Source organism: Nocardia pseudovaccinii, assembly GCF_050942345.1.
GTDB lineage: Bacteria > Actinomycetota > Actinomycetes > Mycobacteriales > Mycobacteriaceae > Nocardia > Nocardia pseudovaccinii.
In genome coordinates this window covers 7559269-7573204 of record NZ_CP192074.1, presented here as the reverse complement: position 1 = coordinate 7573204, position 13936 = coordinate 7559269, and the positions used below count along the sequence as shown (strand labels likewise).

Sequence of the window (13936 nt, the reverse complement as noted above, 5' to 3'; positions counted from 1 at the left end):
CAGCGCCAATCTGCACCGACCACAACAACTTCAGCTGTCCGCCTCGCGGCTCGAAGTTCCCGCGAGCGGATACCGCGATCGTTGTCGCCGGACGCCGACATCCAGCACACCGACCAGGTTCCGGGGGAGCCATGACACCTACGCAAACCATCAGCGCCAAACCGAAGGCCATCGGGTTCGTCCGCGATGACGTGTCCGGTCCGGATGCGCCATGCCACGCCTCCGACGTGCAGCGGCACGCGAACATGCTCGGCTACCAATACATTTACACCGTTCGGCCACCGGGCGATATCGACGATCCGATCGGATATGCACTCGCGATGGCGGCCGGTCTCGAAATCGAGGTGATCGTTGTCTTCGACCTCGAGCACGTCGGCTGTCGGCCCGCAGTGATCTGCGACGCGGGTTTCGATCTGGAAACCGTTTGTCCGCAAGGTATCTGGATGCGCTCCAGGCCAGGCGTCGAACGGGGAGCAGCCTGATGGCCGACCACACGATCCTCACCCCGCCCACCATCTGCGGCCGCGCCGAGGTGGAGTTGGCGCACCAGCAGATGCGGCGACACCGCGCGTGCCGGATCGAGCGGTGCGCGTGGAAGTGGGCCGCCTACTACACGCTCGTGCGGCACGGCCGGATCGCGCCGCAGGCGTTGAGCCCGCGCGAGCGCGCCCACCGGCGCGGCATCGCTTTTCCGGCCGAGACCATCGAGCGCTGCCTGCCCATCGGTACGCCCGGACTCCAGACGTTCCAGCAGGTGCTCGACGGGCTCACCCAACTAGCACTACCGCCGATCCACCCGGGCGAGGATCGCGGGCGGTGAACAACCATGGGCGCATGGCAAGTGGTGCACAGTGTGCTCGCGGTCATCGGAGGCGGCGCGTTCGCCATGGTCGGGGTGGGCTGCGTGTGGCCGGTCGACAGGCCGCGACGCCATCGGCCCGCCGCGGGCCGTCTACGTCCGATCGAATGGCCGAAGGCATGGACGTGCGGCCCGCCCGAATCCGCATTCACACTGGCCGACGCCCATCTCGCGATGCAACTGCACCGCGACCACGACTGCGCCCGCAAGCACGCCGCATTCGACGCGCTGGTCGAAGCGGGACGTATCCGCCCCGATTCCGCACGCCGCCACCGACTGTGGGGGAGACCCTGGTGAACCATGGCGATCACGCGGCACCGGGGACGACGGCCTCCGGCGAGAATCCCAGTGGGACAACGTCATCGCCGCACGGCGTGCCTTCCCCGAGCACCACAACGTGTCGGTGTTTCCACCCGGCGCATCACGGGCGACGGGATTCGGCTCGGTGCATGTATCCGAGCACGCCGCCCGGATCACCGAACCGGACGGCTGTCCGCGCGACGACAGCAAGCGCTGACGGAACTCGGCATCGACCTGCGGCCGAGTCGGGCAAGTCCGGTGATCCCAGGGCGATCGGTTGGCTGAGGGAGCCAGCCCGCACGCCCGGCAGCGATCAGGAGAACGTCTTGTGCGGAACTCCTACGGTCAGACCGCCATCGATGACGAATTCGGCGCCCGTCGAATAGGACGATTCATCACTGGCCAGATAGGTCACCAGTGCCGACACCTCGGACGGATCAGCGGCGCGCCCCAGCGGAATCTGCAGGAAATCCTCCGGAATGCCGTCGGTCATCGGTGTGCGGATCAGCCCTGGATGGATCGAATTCACTCGAATTCCGTACTGCGCCAACTCGAGTGCGGTCGACTTCGTGAGTCCGCGGACCGCGAATTTGGTGGCGGTGTACCCGTGCAGGCCGGGGCTGCCGCGCATGCCCTCGACCGAGGAAATATTGACGACCGAACCCCCGCCCGCCTCGATCATCGCGGGCGTCGCGGCCTGCATGCCGAGGAAGGTGCCGGTCAGATTGATATCGATGATCTTCTGCCACTCGGACAATTCGAAGTCGACGAGCAGGTTGCCATTGACGATCCCGGCATTGTTCACCAGGACATTCAGCGCACCGAAGCGCTGCACGGCCTCGGCGACCGCATCCTGCCACTGCTGCTTCTCACGCACGTCGAGGTGGACATACGTGGCATTGTCGCCGATTTCCTTGGCCAGGGCCGCGCCCTCCTCGTCGAGGATGTCGCCGAGCACCACCCGTGCGTCCTCGGCCACCAGTGCCCGCGCGTGCGCCGCGCCCATGCCCCGCGCACCGCCGCTGATCAGTGCCACCTTGCCGGTCAACCGCCCCATCGCGGCCTCCTCTCGATCCCATCGACTTGTCGAAACACGTTACAGATGATTGCCGGTCGAACCTCGCCTCGGTATCGACCAGTGGGACTCGGCGCTACTGTGCGATCTATGAGTGAACCGACCGTCTTCAGCATGGAATCACTGCGCACCGCAGCGGGTACCGATCTCGGCGTGAGCCGCTGGATCGAGGTCCCCCAGGATCGCATCGACGCCTTCGCCGAGGCGACCGAGGACCGGCAGTGGATCCACATCGATACCGAGCGCGCCGCCACCGGCCCGTACGGCACCACCATCGCACACGGCTACCTCACTCTCTCGCTGCTCCCGCCGCTGATGGCCGACCTGATCGCCATCAAGGACGCCTCGGCGCGACTCAACTACGGCCTGAACAAGGTCCGCTTCCCCTCGCCCGTGCCCGCCGGTTCCCGCATCCGGGGCCGCGCCCGGATCGTGAGCGTCGACGAGGTTCCCGGCGGCCTGCAGATCGTCATCCAGGCGACCATCGAACGCGAAGGCGGCGATAAGCCCGCCTGCATCGCCGAATACATCGTCCGCGCGCTCGCCTGAATAGCGTCCTATGGCATCATCGATGTAGAACGCGTTCTAATATTGCCGCGCGAGGAGGCCGACGATGACGAATCCGAATCCCGCGGTGGTGGCCATGCGGCGGTTCTCCCGGCGTTCGGGGGTACCCGATATCGCGCAGGTGCCCGGCGGTCGGCTCGTCGAGCTGCCGGGGCGCGGGCGCACCTACGTCGTCGATATTCCGGGCCCCGAGAACGCGCCGACCCTGATCCTGCTGCACGCCACCGCCTGCACGGGCTACCTGACCTGGTTTCCGGCGCTCGACGCGCTGGCCGAGCGCTACCGCGTGATCGTCTTCGATCAGCGCTGGCACGGCCGCGGTATCCGCTCGGAGCGGTTCTCGGTAGAGGACTGTGCCGACGACGTCGTCGCGGTGGCGGACGCGCTCGGCATCGAGCGGGCGATACTGGCCGGATACTCCCTCGGCGGTGTCGTGGCATTGCTTGCCGCACACCGGCATTCGGATCGGGTGAGTGGTCTGGTGCCGTGTGCGACGCCGTATCGGTTCCAGGAGAAGTTGCGCGAGCGCGCATTTCATCTGACCTTCGGTGCATTGGCCGGAGCAATCGGCCCTTATTCGTACCGCCGTGCCGCCGAGTACGTGGGTCGGTTACCCGAGTTGCCGGAGCACACCTGGGCACCGGGAAAACTGAATCGCTGGGCGCTCACCGAATTTCGTAGCAGCAGTGGTTGGGCCATGGCACAGGTCATCGCCGAGGTCGGCCGATTCGATGCGACCGCTTGGCTTTCCGAGCTGAGGATGCCGACCGCCGTCGTGATCACGACGCGGGACCGTGCGATTCCGGTCTATCGGCAATTGGAGATGGCGACCATGATTCCCGGTGCGAGCATTCATCTGGTCAAGGCCGGTCACGCATCCTGCGTGCTCGAGGCCGACCGCTTCGTGCCGGTACTGCTGGAGGCCTGCGCCGCCGTTGCCGCAAGGCAGAAATAGACTTCGAATGCGGCCCTGTCCGGCGGCGATGGCGAACAGGGCAGCGGAGGGCATCAGCCCAGATCGCGTGCCGCGGTCAGCAATTCATCGACGACGCCGGGGACCGCATCGGCTATCGCCTGCAGATCGGGCACCAGTTCCCGGCAGGCGATGAATCCGAAGTCCAGATCACCGTTGTTGGACAGCACGGTCACGGTCAGTCCCGCGCCGTGGAAAACCGGCCCGAACGGATACATGGCCTCGACCTGAAGTCCGAGGAAATACAACGGCATCGGCGGGCCCGGCACGTTCGACACCACCAAGTTGTGCACCACCGGATGCAGCTCGGCCAGCTTCAGCGACGAGTAGACGCGCGCGGCCAACTGAAAGGTGTTCGGCGGAGCGTACTTCGACCAGTCCATCAGGAAATCCGCGCCGACGAATTCATGTTCCTGTTTGGCGTCGCGGTTGGCCTCGGCCACCTGCCGCAGTCGCTCCACCGGATCGGCGATATCGGTGCCGAGCTGGGAGAACAGCGAGGAGACCTTGTTGATGCCCGCGGTGTGCCGGGAAGCGTCGTGCACCGACACCGGGACCGAGGCGATCAGCGATTTGTCGGGCAGCTCGTCGTGCTTCTCCAGATAGGTGCGCAGCACACCCGCCACGACGGTCAGGACGACATCGTTGATCTTCACATCGAAGGCGGTCTTGATTTCCTTGATCGCGGCGAGCTCGGTCTCGGCGCACGCCACCACACGATCCGGGCTGATCGCCCCGTTGAACGGGGTGCGTGGTGCGGTCAACGGTAAGGCCATGCCCGCCTGGCTGTTTCGGCGTCGCTGCGCGAAACCGGCAACCATGCCAAGGGTTTTCGGCACCATGCCGACCAGCCCGAGCTTGTTGGGCAGGTTCAGCACCGCCTCGGCCGCCAGCTTCAAGTCACTGGGCTGCGGCTCGGCATGCCACTCCTCGGCCGGTTCGGGCTCGCCGAGACCTGGCTCCAGATCGCACAGATGCATCATCATGTTGGCGCCGGTAATGCCGTCCACTGCGGCGTGGTGGTACTTGCAGATCACCGCCAGTTTGCCGTCCGTCAGATGCTCCACCACGCTCATCTCCCACAGCGGACGGCTGCGGTCCATCGGCACACTGGCGGTCTCGCCGACCAGATCCGCGAGTTCCCGGCGTTCCAGGGGGCGCGGCGTTTCGATTCGTCGGATGTGGTGGTCCAGATCGAAATCCGGGTCTTCCACCCAGACCGGATGATCGAGGTTGAACGGCACCTCGTGGATTCGCCGCCGCATCTGTGGGATCAGCGGTAACCTGCGGCCGAGTTCTGCTTTGAATTTTTCGAAGGTGTAGTGCGCGCCCCCTGCGGCGGGATCCAGGATCAGCAGTGCACAGACGTGCAGGTGCTGGGTCCCGGTCTCGAGGTACAGGAAGCTGGCATCCAACCCGGTGAGTCGCTCCATAGCCAAAGCCTACTAGAACGTGTTCTAGTTTAATGTCGGATCGCGGGGATCTCGGTCACAGTCGAGCTTTCTATTGTCAAGCGGGCTTTTCGGCGCCATTCGCGCTGGCCAGGCGTGTGTGTAACTAAGGGTTTCATATATGTGTATGATCATTGCTACGGCCATGAAGGAAGGTACGCAACGTCGCGGGTCGTGGCTCTTTTCGAGCTGTGGCGCGGCGGGTGAGATCGAGGAGTATCGATGAAGCTACTTCGTAGGGTGCGGCAGGACGTCGATCCCGGTGAGGTTGCCCTCAACGCGCGCAATGTGCGGTTCGACTGGGCGGATACCCCATTGCACTGGATGCCCGCGGAACCCATCGCCTCGCATCTGATCAATGCCTTGAACCTGTTGCTGCCCGAGGGCGAGCGGATGTTCTGCGCCGCATACTCCGAAGCGCTGCCCTACGTCAAAGACGAGAAACTGCGTGAGGCCATGCTCGGCTTCATCGGTCAGGAATCCATGCACGCCGAGACGCATGACAAGGTGCTGCACGAGGTGCTCGCCGCGAACGGCATCGATCCGGAACCGTATGTGCGGCAGGCGGAATACCTGTTCCGGAAGTCGCTCGGGCCCAAGAATGTCGATGGTGTCGCCCAGCGGCAGGTCATGGTGGAGCGCCTGGCATTCATCGCCTGCCTGGAGCATTTCTTCGCCTACCTCGGCGATTGGGTGCTCAATGCCGATCTGGAGAAGTTCGGCGCCGACCCGCGAGTGGCCGACCTGTTTCGCTGGCACGGAGCCGAGGAGGTCGAACACCGGCACGTCGCCCACGATGTGGCGCTCTACTTCGGCGCAGGCTACGTGCGGCGGGCGGCGATCATGATGATCGTCTTCCCGATCTTCATCACCCTGGTGGTTCGCGGCACGAAATTCATGGTGCACCAGGATCCCGCGCTGCCGGACCTCGGCTATCCGCGCCTGATCACGCGCGTCTTCGGCTCGATGTGGCGCGGTGCGCTGCCCGGTGTGCCCTCGCTGCTGTGGAGCGCGCTGACGACATTCAAGCCCGGCTACAACCCGGAGTCCGTCGGTTCGACCGCGCAGGCGGTGGCATATCTGGCCAAATCGCCCGCGGCCCAGGCGGTTGCGTCTTGAACTGGCGACCGATGCCGGAGCAGCGGCCAGCCGATCTGTTCGGTAAGCGCGACGAGGATCGGGCGGTGCGGGTGCTCGACGCGGTCGCCTCGGCGCGGCTGCGGTGGACCACGATCATCAACCGCCGGGATCTGTCACCGCGCGCCGATGATCACCGGCTGTCGCTGGTGGTGACCGGTCGACGCATCGAGGCGCACGACCAGGATGTGGTGAGCCTGCGACTGGAATCGCCGGACGCGCGCGAACTTCCGCCGTGGCGACCGGGTGCGCATCTCGACCTGGAGTTGCCTTCGGGTCGGTTGCGGCAGTACTCGCTGTGCGGTGATCCGGCCGATACCCGGGCATACCGGATCGCGGTGCGCCGCATTCCCGATGGCGGCGGCGGTTCGGTGGAGGTGCACGACGAACTGCCGGTCGGATCGCGCATGGTGGTTCGTGGTCCGCGCAATGCGTTCCCGTTCGCGGTGCCCGGTTACGGATCGCCCTCCGCCCGTTTGCATTTCATCGCGGGCGGGATCGGTATCACCCCGATTCTGCCGATGGCGCGGCTGGCGATGCGGCTCGGGATCGACTGGTCGATGGTGTACACCGGGCGTAATCGCGACACGATTCCGTTTCTCGACGAGATCGCCGGATTCGGGGATCGGGTCACCGTGCGCACCGATGACGAACACGGATTGCCCGACGCCGCGACGCTACTCGCTGGGGTCACCCCCGATACCGCGGTGTACTGCTGCGGCCCGGTCCCGATGACGACCGCCGTCGCGGATGCGGTGCGCGAAATGCCCGGCGTCGAACTGCATTCCGAACGATTCTCGCCACCGCCGATCGTCGACGGTGTCGCATTCGAGATCGAATTCGCCTCCACCGGTGAAGTTGCCGAGGTGCCTGCGGATGAGTCGGCGCTGGCGACGATTCTGCGGAGCCGCCCGGATCGGCCGTATTCGTGTCGCCAGGGCTTCTGCCGGACCTGCAAGGTGCGGGTGCTCTCCGGTGAACCGGAGCATCGCGAGAGCGTGCTCACCGCCGCCGATCACGAGGCGGGGGAGATGCTCGTCTGCGTCTCGCGTTCGCGGGGTGGGCGATTGGTTTTGGACCTGTGAGTAGGAACCTCGAGGAGATACGTCAATGACGACGACCGACCTGGACTCGGATGCGACGCGGCGGACCGTGCGCAGCGGCGAATTCGATATCGCCGTCTTCGAATACGGCGATCCGAGCGCGGAAACCATTGTGCTGGTGCATGGTTGGCCGGACACCCATCATCTCTGGAATGCGGTGGTGCCACTGCTGACCGACCGCTTCCACGTCGTTACCTACGACACCCGCGGCCACGGGGAGTCCACCCGCACCCGGCGCGTTCGCGATTTCCGCCTGGATGCGCTGGCTGATGACTTCTTCGCCGTCGCCGACGCGGTCAGCCCGGATCGGCCGGTGCACGTCCTCGCGCACGACTGGGGTTCGGTACAGGTGTGGGAAGCGGTGTGCGAACCGCAGGCCGCGGCCCGGGTCGCGTCGTTCACCTCGGTCTCCGGGCCGAACCTGGACCATCTCGCGAAGTGGGTGCGCGCCAGGCTGTCCCGGCCGACGCCGCGCAATCTGTGGCAGCCACTCACCCAGGCGCTGTCGTCGGGATACACGATCTTCTCGATGACACCCGGTCTCAACCAGGTGTTCCGGGTCGTTGCGCACGAAAAGCGTTGGCAGCGCATCGTTTCGATCATGAACGACACCGCGCCGTCCAATATCGTGCTCGGCCCCACATTCCGTCGTGACGCCGTAGCAGGTCTGCTCATCTACCGTGCCAATATCCTGCCGCGAATGCTCGCGCCGCGAGAGCGCCGCACCGAGGTACCGGTGCAGTTGATCGTCGCGGGTCGCGATATCGCGGTTCGGCCCGCGGGCTATGACGATGGGCACAAATGGGTTACACGGCTGTGGCGCCGCGATGTGCCCGCCGGACATTGGATGCCGTTCTCCCATCCCGAATTGCTCGCCACCGCGACCACCGAGCTCATCGACGCGGTGAATAGTGGTGTGGCGCCGCGCGGCCTTCGTCGTGCTGAAATCGGGCGCAGCCGACGGTCATTCGAGGATCAGCTCGTGGTGATCACCGGCGGCGGCAGCGGTATCGGTCGCGAGACGGGCCTGGCATTCGCGCGGCTCGGTGCGGAAATCGTGCTGTCGGATATCAATCTGGATTCGGCCAAGGAGACGCAGGAGCTGATTGCCGCCGAAGGCGGTGTGGCGCATGCCTATCAGCTCGATGTCTCCGATGAGGAAGCGGTGCACCTGCACGCGGTCGAGGTGCTCGCCGCGCACGGCGTGCCCGACATTCTGATCAACAATGCCGGAATCGGGCAGGCCGGTGGGTTCTTCGACACGCCATCGGCGGAGTTCGATCGGGTCATGCGGATCAATCTCGGCGGCGTGGTCAATGGCTGCCGTGCCTTCGGTTCGGCGATGGCCGAGTGCGGACTCGGCGGACACATCGTCAACCTGTCCAGCATGGCGGCCTACAGTCCGCAGCAGGGGTTCAGCGCGTACTCCACCAGTAAGTCGGCGGTATTCATGTTCTCCGACTGCCTGCGCGCGGAACTGGCCGGGCGCGGCATCTCCGTGCACACCATCTGCCCCGGCATCGTGCACACCAATATTGTTGCCACCACTAGGTTTTCGGGTGTCAGCGCGGAGGAGGAGCAGCGCAAGCAGGAACGGTACGACAAGCTGTATCAGGCGCGGCGCTACGGTCCGGAGAAGGTGGCGGCGCAGATCGTGCGGGCGGTCGAACGGGATCGCAGCATCGTGCCGGTCACCCCGGAGGCGCGGCTGCAGTACCAGTTCAACAAGTTCGCCCCTGCGGTTGTGCGGTTCTTCGCCGCGCGGGTGAAGCTCACCTGAGCGTCTGCGGTGTGCCTGCGAGTACGGCCTCGATGGCCGCAACTCGCTCGGCGCCGATACCCCACGGGTGCTCGACGCCCACCTTGCTGTCGAGATCCCAGAGCACGCACGTCTCGCCGGCCTTTGCGACCATCGACCACGCGACGACGGTGCGGCCGAGTTGCTCACCCATGGAACCGTGCGAAATGCCCTTCGTCGCAACGCCTTCCGGAAAGTGATGGAGGAAACGGCCGTATGCCGCGGTGCAGAATGCGGCATACATCTCCGTGCACAGAATGAATCCGTGCCAGGCCTCGTCGACCGCATGGGACGGCATACCGATGACCTGACCGTCGCGCATGGCCGCACCGCAGCAGCGCAGCCACTGGCGCAGTCCGGTTTTCACCAGTTCTCGTGGCTGCCACGGGCTGGTTTTGAAAACCGCGTCGGGAAATTCGAGTGCGGCCACCACCCGGCCGACATCGCTCAGGTCGATTCGGCGCTGGGTACGGTTTCGTAAGAAGGCCACGATTCACTCTACGGCGAATGGGTGATTGTTCGGGTAGCCGTTGCTTTTCGTGGGTTCAGTGCGGGGGAGTGGGCCTATACCATTTCGGAATGGCGGTTTTCTTGGTTGTACTGCTGCTGATCATCCTTCTGGTCGGTGGTGGCATCACGGCGCTGGTCGTGTTTCTGATCACGCGGGCGAACAACAGGGCAGTGCGGCATGGGCAGATGGGGTATGGGGGCTCCAGTGACTCGCAGTGGGCTTACGGGGCCGCCGGGTTCGATTCGGGGGTGGGTTTCGATCCGGGCAGTGGTGGGGGTTATGGGCATGGCCACGGTCACGGACATGATCACGGGCACGGGCATGGTCACGATGGTGGCAGCGGCAGCAGCTGTGGTGGGGGAAGTAGCTGTAGCGGCGGTAGCAGTTGCGGTGGCGGGAGTAGTAGTAGCTGTGGTGGCGGCGGGAGTAGTTGCGGCGGTGGCGGGTCCTGAATGTTCGCTCTGCTGCTGGTCTTCCTCATTACCGTCCTCATCATGGGCGGGATCGCTGGGTTCGTGCTGCTGGTGACCAACTTGCCGAGCCGGACGCAGCGGCGCGGGTTCGGGTGGATCGGGGGGCCCAGTTCTTCGTCCTGGGATGCCGGTGATGCGGGAGGCAATGACTCGGGGAGCGGCGGTAGCTGTGGTGGGGGTGGCGGTAGTGGCTGCGGTGGGGGCAGCAGTAGCGGCGGCAGCGGCTGTGGTGGTGGTAGTAGTAGCTGCGGCGGAGGAGGTTCCTGACGGCCGTGCCGTTGACCGGAGATGCCAGCGGCTATGGGCTAGTGCCCAGATAAGTTGCCGCGCTATTCGGGTCCGGCTTGCTCGCCGAGCGCAGTCGAAACGCGGTACGACACGCCCCGCGGCACCGCCATGTGACTGCCCTCGACGGATCTCGAGTACCTCAGAAGCCAGCTGGACACGGCACAGTTGCGGGACGGCGGCAGTAACACTGGCGGCGGGAGTGCCGTAACAGGCGAGGTCCCCTGTTGTCGGAGCCATCGGCTTGGTCCTCGGATGTGTTGGCGCCGTGGGTGAGTTCGATTCCCGTCCGGGCGCAATTGCGCGCTCAGCGTAATTGGTGCGCTCCGCTTGACCTCAACCCTGCTTCAGGTTCCAGGCTGTTCCATGTCGGATCGAGTCAGGAATTGATGGAGGTTGTCATGCGCGCTGTACACGCTGCGGAATTCGGTGGGCCCGAAGTTCTTTCGGTGCGTGAAGTGCCGGAGCCGGTTGCCGGACAGGGGCAGGTGGTCGTCGACGTCGCGGCCGCCGATGTCATGTTTCTGGATGTCCAGCTCCGAAGTGGTTGGGGCACCGAGTTTTTCCAGCTCGAACCGCCGTATGTGCCGGGCGGTGCGGTCGCCGGGGTGGTTACTTCGGTCGGTCCGGAGGTCGACCCGAGTTGGGTCGGCAAGCGCGTTGTCACCGATACCGCCGCGAGCGGCATCGGGGGTGGTCAGCCGATCGGTGGCTATGCGGAGCGAGCACTCGCCAAGGCCGAAACTCTTGTCGCCGTGCCCGAAGGGCTGAGCCTGACGGCGGCGGTAGCACTCGCCCACGACGGTAAGACCGCGCTCGCCATCTTCGATCGAGCGGCGATCCAGCCCGGTGAGTGGGTTCTCATCACCGCGGCGGGTGGGGGATTGGGCACCTTGCTGATCCAGCTCGCCCGCGCGGCCGGAGCGAATGTCGTTGCCGCGGCGCGTGGCAGCGCCAAACTGGAGCTCGCGGCGCGACTCGGCGCGAATGCGGTCATCGACTACTCCGAGTCCGATTGGTCTGCGAAGGCGCGCGCCGTGACCGGTGGAGCCGGTGCGAACGTTGTCTTGGATGGTGCGGGTGGCGAATTGGGTGCCGGTGCGATCGAAGCCGCGGTCGACGGCGGGCGCTTCATCGGATATGGCGCTGCCGCAGGGCAATTCGCCGACTTCGATCGAGAGGTAGTGACAGCACGCGGAATCGACGTGCTCGGGCTGTTCGATCTGACCGGAAAAGGCGATATCGATTGGCTCGCCTTGACCGGACGTTCGCTCGCCGAAGCGGCGGCCGGACGGCTGGAAGTGGTTATCGGCCAGTCCTTTCCGCTCGAACAGGCCGATCGCGCACATGTGGCAATAGAATCGCGAACCGCCGTCGGACGCACACTTCTTACGGTCTGAACGGCCTTCCGGGACAACTTGTCTCGGTACCTGCGTGTACCTCTTTTGAGCATTAGGGTGCCCCGGGTGGAAACGCTGATTGTCGTTGTCGTCGTCCTCATCGTGCTCGGTCTCGTCGCTCTCATCGTGCAGTGGGCCAGCCGCCCGCCTCGGAGCGAGTCCGCTTGGGACCGTGGTGATGTCGACGACGACGACGAGGCTTGGGAGACCGACTGAACTCAGCCGACCGGAGTCAGCACCACCACCGCGATCGGCCGCTTGGTCATCTTCTGGTACTCGCTGTAGCGCCCCTGATTGACCTTGTCGACAATCGCCCAGCGCCGCGCATAATCCGGATCGTCGGGCAACGTCGCCCGCGCGATCACCGCCACCTTGCGCCGCCCGACCTGAATCTCACACTCCGGCTTCGCCTTCACATTCGCCAACCACCCCGGTGGCCGCGGCGACCCACCATTCGATGCGGTCACCAAATAATTCGCCCCATCCCGCCCGTATGTCAGCGCCGACGTCCGCGCCTGCCCCGTCTTGCGCCCCACCGTCCGCAACAACAACGTCGGATTCCCGAACAGCAGCCGATGCCCCACCACCCCGCCACTCTTCTCATAAACCCACTGATGCACCTTCAGCACATTCGCAAACAAACTCGCCACAGCCCACCCTCCAGCCTGTTCCGGGTTACACCCCCACCCTATCCACCCCCACCCTCAACTGCCCGTCACCACGCCACCCCCATCCGACTGGTGCCACCCCCACCCCACCCGGTACCATCCCCAACGCTGTCGGTATCCACCACACACGGGGCGGTAGCTCAGTCGGTTAGAGCCGTGGACTCATAATCCATTGGTCGCGGGTTCGAGCCCCGCCCGCCCCACAAACCCCCTGGTCAGCGAGCCAAGGGATCGGCTGGTGCGCTAGTCCTCAGCTGTCACCGGTATGTGCGGATGGCGGCCGAAGCGGCGTAGGTCAGTCCTCGCACCGCGACTTGATCGGGCTGCTGTTGGGTGATTTGGTCGATGCTGTGACTGTCACATCCCGTGCGGGTAGCCGCACCGTGGTTTCCGCATCAACATCGAACACGACGACAATGCCTCCCGCTTGACCGAGATACATCAGGCAATGGGCCAGGGTCTCGCCCAGCGCAGTATTCGGCTCACCCATCCAGATGATTGAGGCCGGCAGGGTCGGCGGAAAGAGCCCGCCCGAAATGCCGTGTCCCGCCGACACGTCTCGTGCGGCCCTGCTGGCGTCATAGGGCAACCTGACCAAGTGGGCAATCACGAATACAGCCACCGTACAACCTGCCATGAGAACCGCGATGCGCGCTCTGTCTCGCTTGCCCTGCCGTTGTGGTTCTGGCTCTGGTGGTTGCACCGATCTGTTCAAACGTGCGAGGACCACCCACAGCGCAATGAAGCCGACGACTACGACAGTTGCCAAGTTGGCCCAAGAGAATCCGAACGACCGCTGTCGGTCGTTTACAACCGGCACGACGGCGAAGAACGCCACCACCGACCCGGCGACCGCAGCGCGATGAAGAAACCACAAGGCGACCTTGCGATTGCCCCCAGCCGAATACAACGAGTGCACGGTGGCACGAAGTTTGAGCCACATTCCGGCGACAAGCACTAGTCCATACACGTACATCAGCACGGCCATCGCTACCGAAGTCACACCCAGCGTCAGCACCGAGCGTTCAACAGCAACGGCGGTTGCGCCGACCCCGACTTCCTCCGGCGTGACACCCAGTCGGAAATAGAAAATTGAGATCGCCCACCGATGGAACGCGAACACGATTCCCACAGTCCCGGCCACCAGCACCGGCCACGTGAGTCTGTCCTCTGGCAGCAGACGCCGCAGGCCAAGGCTCTTGGCCTGCTGGGACCCGCCTTCCGCTGAGCGATCCACCTGTCACATCCCTACATGCTCGCAGGAGAAACGATGTATCGCGGCATGCAATGCCGAGCATCAGCATGATGCATTCCGGTGACCTATTTCCGGGGTTCC

Annotated in this window: 15 protein-coding genes and 1 tRNA gene; 11 read left to right on the top strand and 5 right to left on the bottom strand. The window is 64.9% G+C overall.

All coding sequences use genetic code 11. The annotated features are described in order from the left end of the window. Positions 1 to 131 precede the first annotated feature (131 nt). From ACQPZ2_RS34210 to ACQPZ2_RS34200, 3 genes are read left to right on the top strand one after another with little or no spacing between them, the layout of a single operon-like run. On the top strand, positions 132 to 482 hold the full coding sequence (locus tag ACQPZ2_RS34210; protein ID WP_433522196.1) for a hypothetical protein: 351 nt from the start codon (positions 132 to 134) through the stop codon (positions 480 to 482). Beyond that, positions 482 to 820, top strand: a complete 339-nt coding sequence (locus tag ACQPZ2_RS34205) for a hypothetical protein (RefSeq protein ID WP_433522195.1) — start codon at positions 482 to 484, stop codon at positions 818 to 820. Before ACQPZ2_RS34210 ends, ACQPZ2_RS34205 begins: the two co-directional genes overlap by 1 nt. A gap of 6 nt (positions 821 to 826) precedes the next feature. After that, positions 827 to 1156, top strand: coding sequence for a hypothetical protein (locus ACQPZ2_RS34200; RefSeq protein ID WP_433522194.1), 330 nt, complete (start codon positions 827 to 829; stop codon positions 1154 to 1156). A 316-nt stretch (positions 1157 to 1472) separates the two neighbouring features. On the opposite strand, the gene ACQPZ2_RS34195 is transcribed toward ACQPZ2_RS34200, so the two are convergent. Beyond that, on the bottom strand, positions 1473 to 2216 hold the full coding sequence (locus ACQPZ2_RS34195; protein ID WP_433522193.1) for a glucose 1-dehydrogenase: 744 nt from the start codon (positions 2214 to 2216) through the stop codon (positions 1473 to 1475). A gap of 108 nt (positions 2217 to 2324) precedes the next feature. Between ACQPZ2_RS34195 and ACQPZ2_RS34190 the strand changes: the two genes are divergently transcribed. Beyond that, positions 2325 to 2783, top strand: coding sequence for a MaoC family dehydratase (locus ACQPZ2_RS34190; RefSeq protein ID WP_433522192.1), 459 nt, complete (start codon positions 2325 to 2327; stop codon positions 2781 to 2783). Between the two features lie 64 nt (positions 2784 to 2847). After that, positions 2848 to 3756, top strand: coding sequence for an alpha/beta fold hydrolase (locus ACQPZ2_RS34185; RefSeq protein WP_433522191.1), 909 nt, complete (start codon positions 2848 to 2850; stop codon positions 3754 to 3756). A 53-nt stretch (positions 3757 to 3809) separates the two neighbouring features. Here ACQPZ2_RS34185 and ACQPZ2_RS34180 read toward each other — a convergent pair whose 3' ends face one another. After that, the gene (locus ACQPZ2_RS34180; protein WP_433522190.1) at positions 3810 to 5207 is read right to left on the bottom strand and encodes a WS/DGAT/MGAT family O-acyltransferase; all 1398 of its coding nucleotides are present in this window, start codon (positions 5205 to 5207) and stop codon (positions 3810 to 3812) included. A 240-nt stretch (positions 5208 to 5447) separates the two neighbouring features. Between ACQPZ2_RS34180 and ACQPZ2_RS34175 the strand changes: the two genes are divergently transcribed. The 3 genes from ACQPZ2_RS34175 to ACQPZ2_RS34165 are packed head-to-tail and all read left to right on the top strand — an operon-like array spanning position 5448 to position 9245. Then, positions 5448 to 6344 (top strand): metal-dependent hydrolase, encoded by an 897-nt coding sequence (locus ACQPZ2_RS34175; protein WP_433522189.1) that lies wholly within the window; start codon positions 5448 to 5450, stop codon positions 6342 to 6344. Between the two features lie 11 nt (positions 6345 to 6355). Continuing rightward, on the top strand, positions 6356 to 7447 hold the full coding sequence (locus tag ACQPZ2_RS34170) for a PDR/VanB family oxidoreductase (protein WP_433522188.1): 1092 nt from the start codon (positions 6356 to 6358) through the stop codon (positions 7445 to 7447). 25 nt (positions 7448 to 7472) lie between these two features. Continuing rightward, positions 7473 to 9245: an SDR family oxidoreductase gene (locus ACQPZ2_RS34165; protein WP_433522187.1), complete on the top strand. Its 1773-nt coding sequence runs from the start codon at positions 7473 to 7475 to the stop codon at positions 9243 to 9245. Here the strand turns inward: ACQPZ2_RS34165 and ACQPZ2_RS34160 are convergent. Further along, positions 9238 to 9753, bottom strand: coding sequence for a hypothetical protein (locus tag ACQPZ2_RS34160; RefSeq protein WP_433522186.1), 516 nt, complete (start codon positions 9751 to 9753; stop codon positions 9238 to 9240). The two genes, ACQPZ2_RS34165 and ACQPZ2_RS34160, sit on opposite strands and share 8 nt — an antisense overlap. A gap of 1180 nt (positions 9754 to 10933) precedes the next feature. Here ACQPZ2_RS34160 and ACQPZ2_RS34155 point away from each other — a divergent pair. Both ACQPZ2_RS34155 and ACQPZ2_RS34150 read left to right on the top strand, forming a co-directional pair. Beyond that, complete coding sequence (locus ACQPZ2_RS34155) at positions 10934 to 11932, top strand: zinc-binding dehydrogenase (RefSeq protein WP_433522185.1); 999 nt, start codon at positions 10934 to 10936, stop codon at positions 11930 to 11932. A 66-nt stretch (positions 11933 to 11998) separates the two neighbouring features. Beyond that, positions 11999 to 12148: a hypothetical protein gene (locus tag ACQPZ2_RS34150; RefSeq protein WP_433522184.1), complete on the top strand. Its 150-nt coding sequence runs from the start codon at positions 11999 to 12001 to the stop codon at positions 12146 to 12148. Between the two features lie 2 nt (positions 12149 to 12150). On the opposite strand, the gene ACQPZ2_RS34145 is transcribed toward ACQPZ2_RS34150, so the two are convergent. Further along, on the bottom strand, positions 12151 to 12582 hold the full coding sequence (locus ACQPZ2_RS34145; protein ID WP_433522183.1) for a nitroreductase family deazaflavin-dependent oxidoreductase: 432 nt from the start codon (positions 12580 to 12582) through the stop codon (positions 12151 to 12153). Positions 12583 to 12729: 147 nt separating this feature from the next. Here ACQPZ2_RS34145 and ACQPZ2_RS34140 point away from each other — a divergent pair. Then, positions 12730 to 12803, top strand: a tRNA-Ile gene (locus ACQPZ2_RS34140). A gap of 92 nt (positions 12804 to 12895) precedes the next feature. On the opposite strand, the gene ACQPZ2_RS34135 is transcribed toward ACQPZ2_RS34140, so the two are convergent. Further along, complete coding sequence (locus tag ACQPZ2_RS34135; RefSeq protein WP_433522182.1) at positions 12896 to 13837, bottom strand: hypothetical protein; 942 nt, start codon at positions 13835 to 13837, stop codon at positions 12896 to 12898. Positions 13838 to 13936 lie beyond the last annotated feature (99 nt).

Coding starts and splice junctions, on each gene's coding strand:
- ACQPZ2_RS34200 (WP_433522194.1), top strand. CDS start 827: ATGGGCGCATGGCAAGTGGTGCACAGTGTGCTCGCGGTCATCGGAGGC.
- ACQPZ2_RS34205 (WP_433522195.1), top strand. CDS start 482: ATGGCCGACCACACGATCCTCACCCCGCCCACCATCTGCGGCCGCGCC.
- ACQPZ2_RS34195 (WP_433522193.1), bottom strand. CDS start 2,216: ATGGGGCGGTTGACCGGCAAGGTGGCACTGATCAGCGGCGGTGCGCGG.
- ACQPZ2_RS34170 (WP_433522188.1), top strand. CDS start 6,356: ATGCCGGAGCAGCGGCCAGCCGATCTGTTCGGTAAGCGCGACGAGGAT.
- ACQPZ2_RS34180 (WP_433522190.1), bottom strand. CDS start 5,207: ATGGAGCGACTCACCGGGTTGGATGCCAGCTTCCTGTACCTCGAGACC.
- ACQPZ2_RS34190 (WP_433522192.1), top strand. CDS start 2,325: ATGAGTGAACCGACCGTCTTCAGCATGGAATCACTGCGCACCGCAGCG.
- ACQPZ2_RS34155 (WP_433522185.1), top strand. CDS start 10,934: ATGCGCGCTGTACACGCTGCGGAATTCGGTGGGCCCGAAGTTCTTTCG.
- ACQPZ2_RS34185 (WP_433522191.1), top strand. CDS start 2,848: ATGACGAATCCGAATCCCGCGGTGGTGGCCATGCGGCGGTTCTCCCGG.
- ACQPZ2_RS34165 (WP_433522187.1), top strand. CDS start 7,473: ATGACGACGACCGACCTGGACTCGGATGCGACGCGGCGGACCGTGCGC.
- ACQPZ2_RS34175 (WP_433522189.1), top strand. CDS start 5,448: ATGAAGCTACTTCGTAGGGTGCGGCAGGACGTCGATCCCGGTGAGGTT.
- ACQPZ2_RS34210 (WP_433522196.1), top strand. CDS start 132: ATGACACCTACGCAAACCATCAGCGCCAAACCGAAGGCCATCGGGTTC.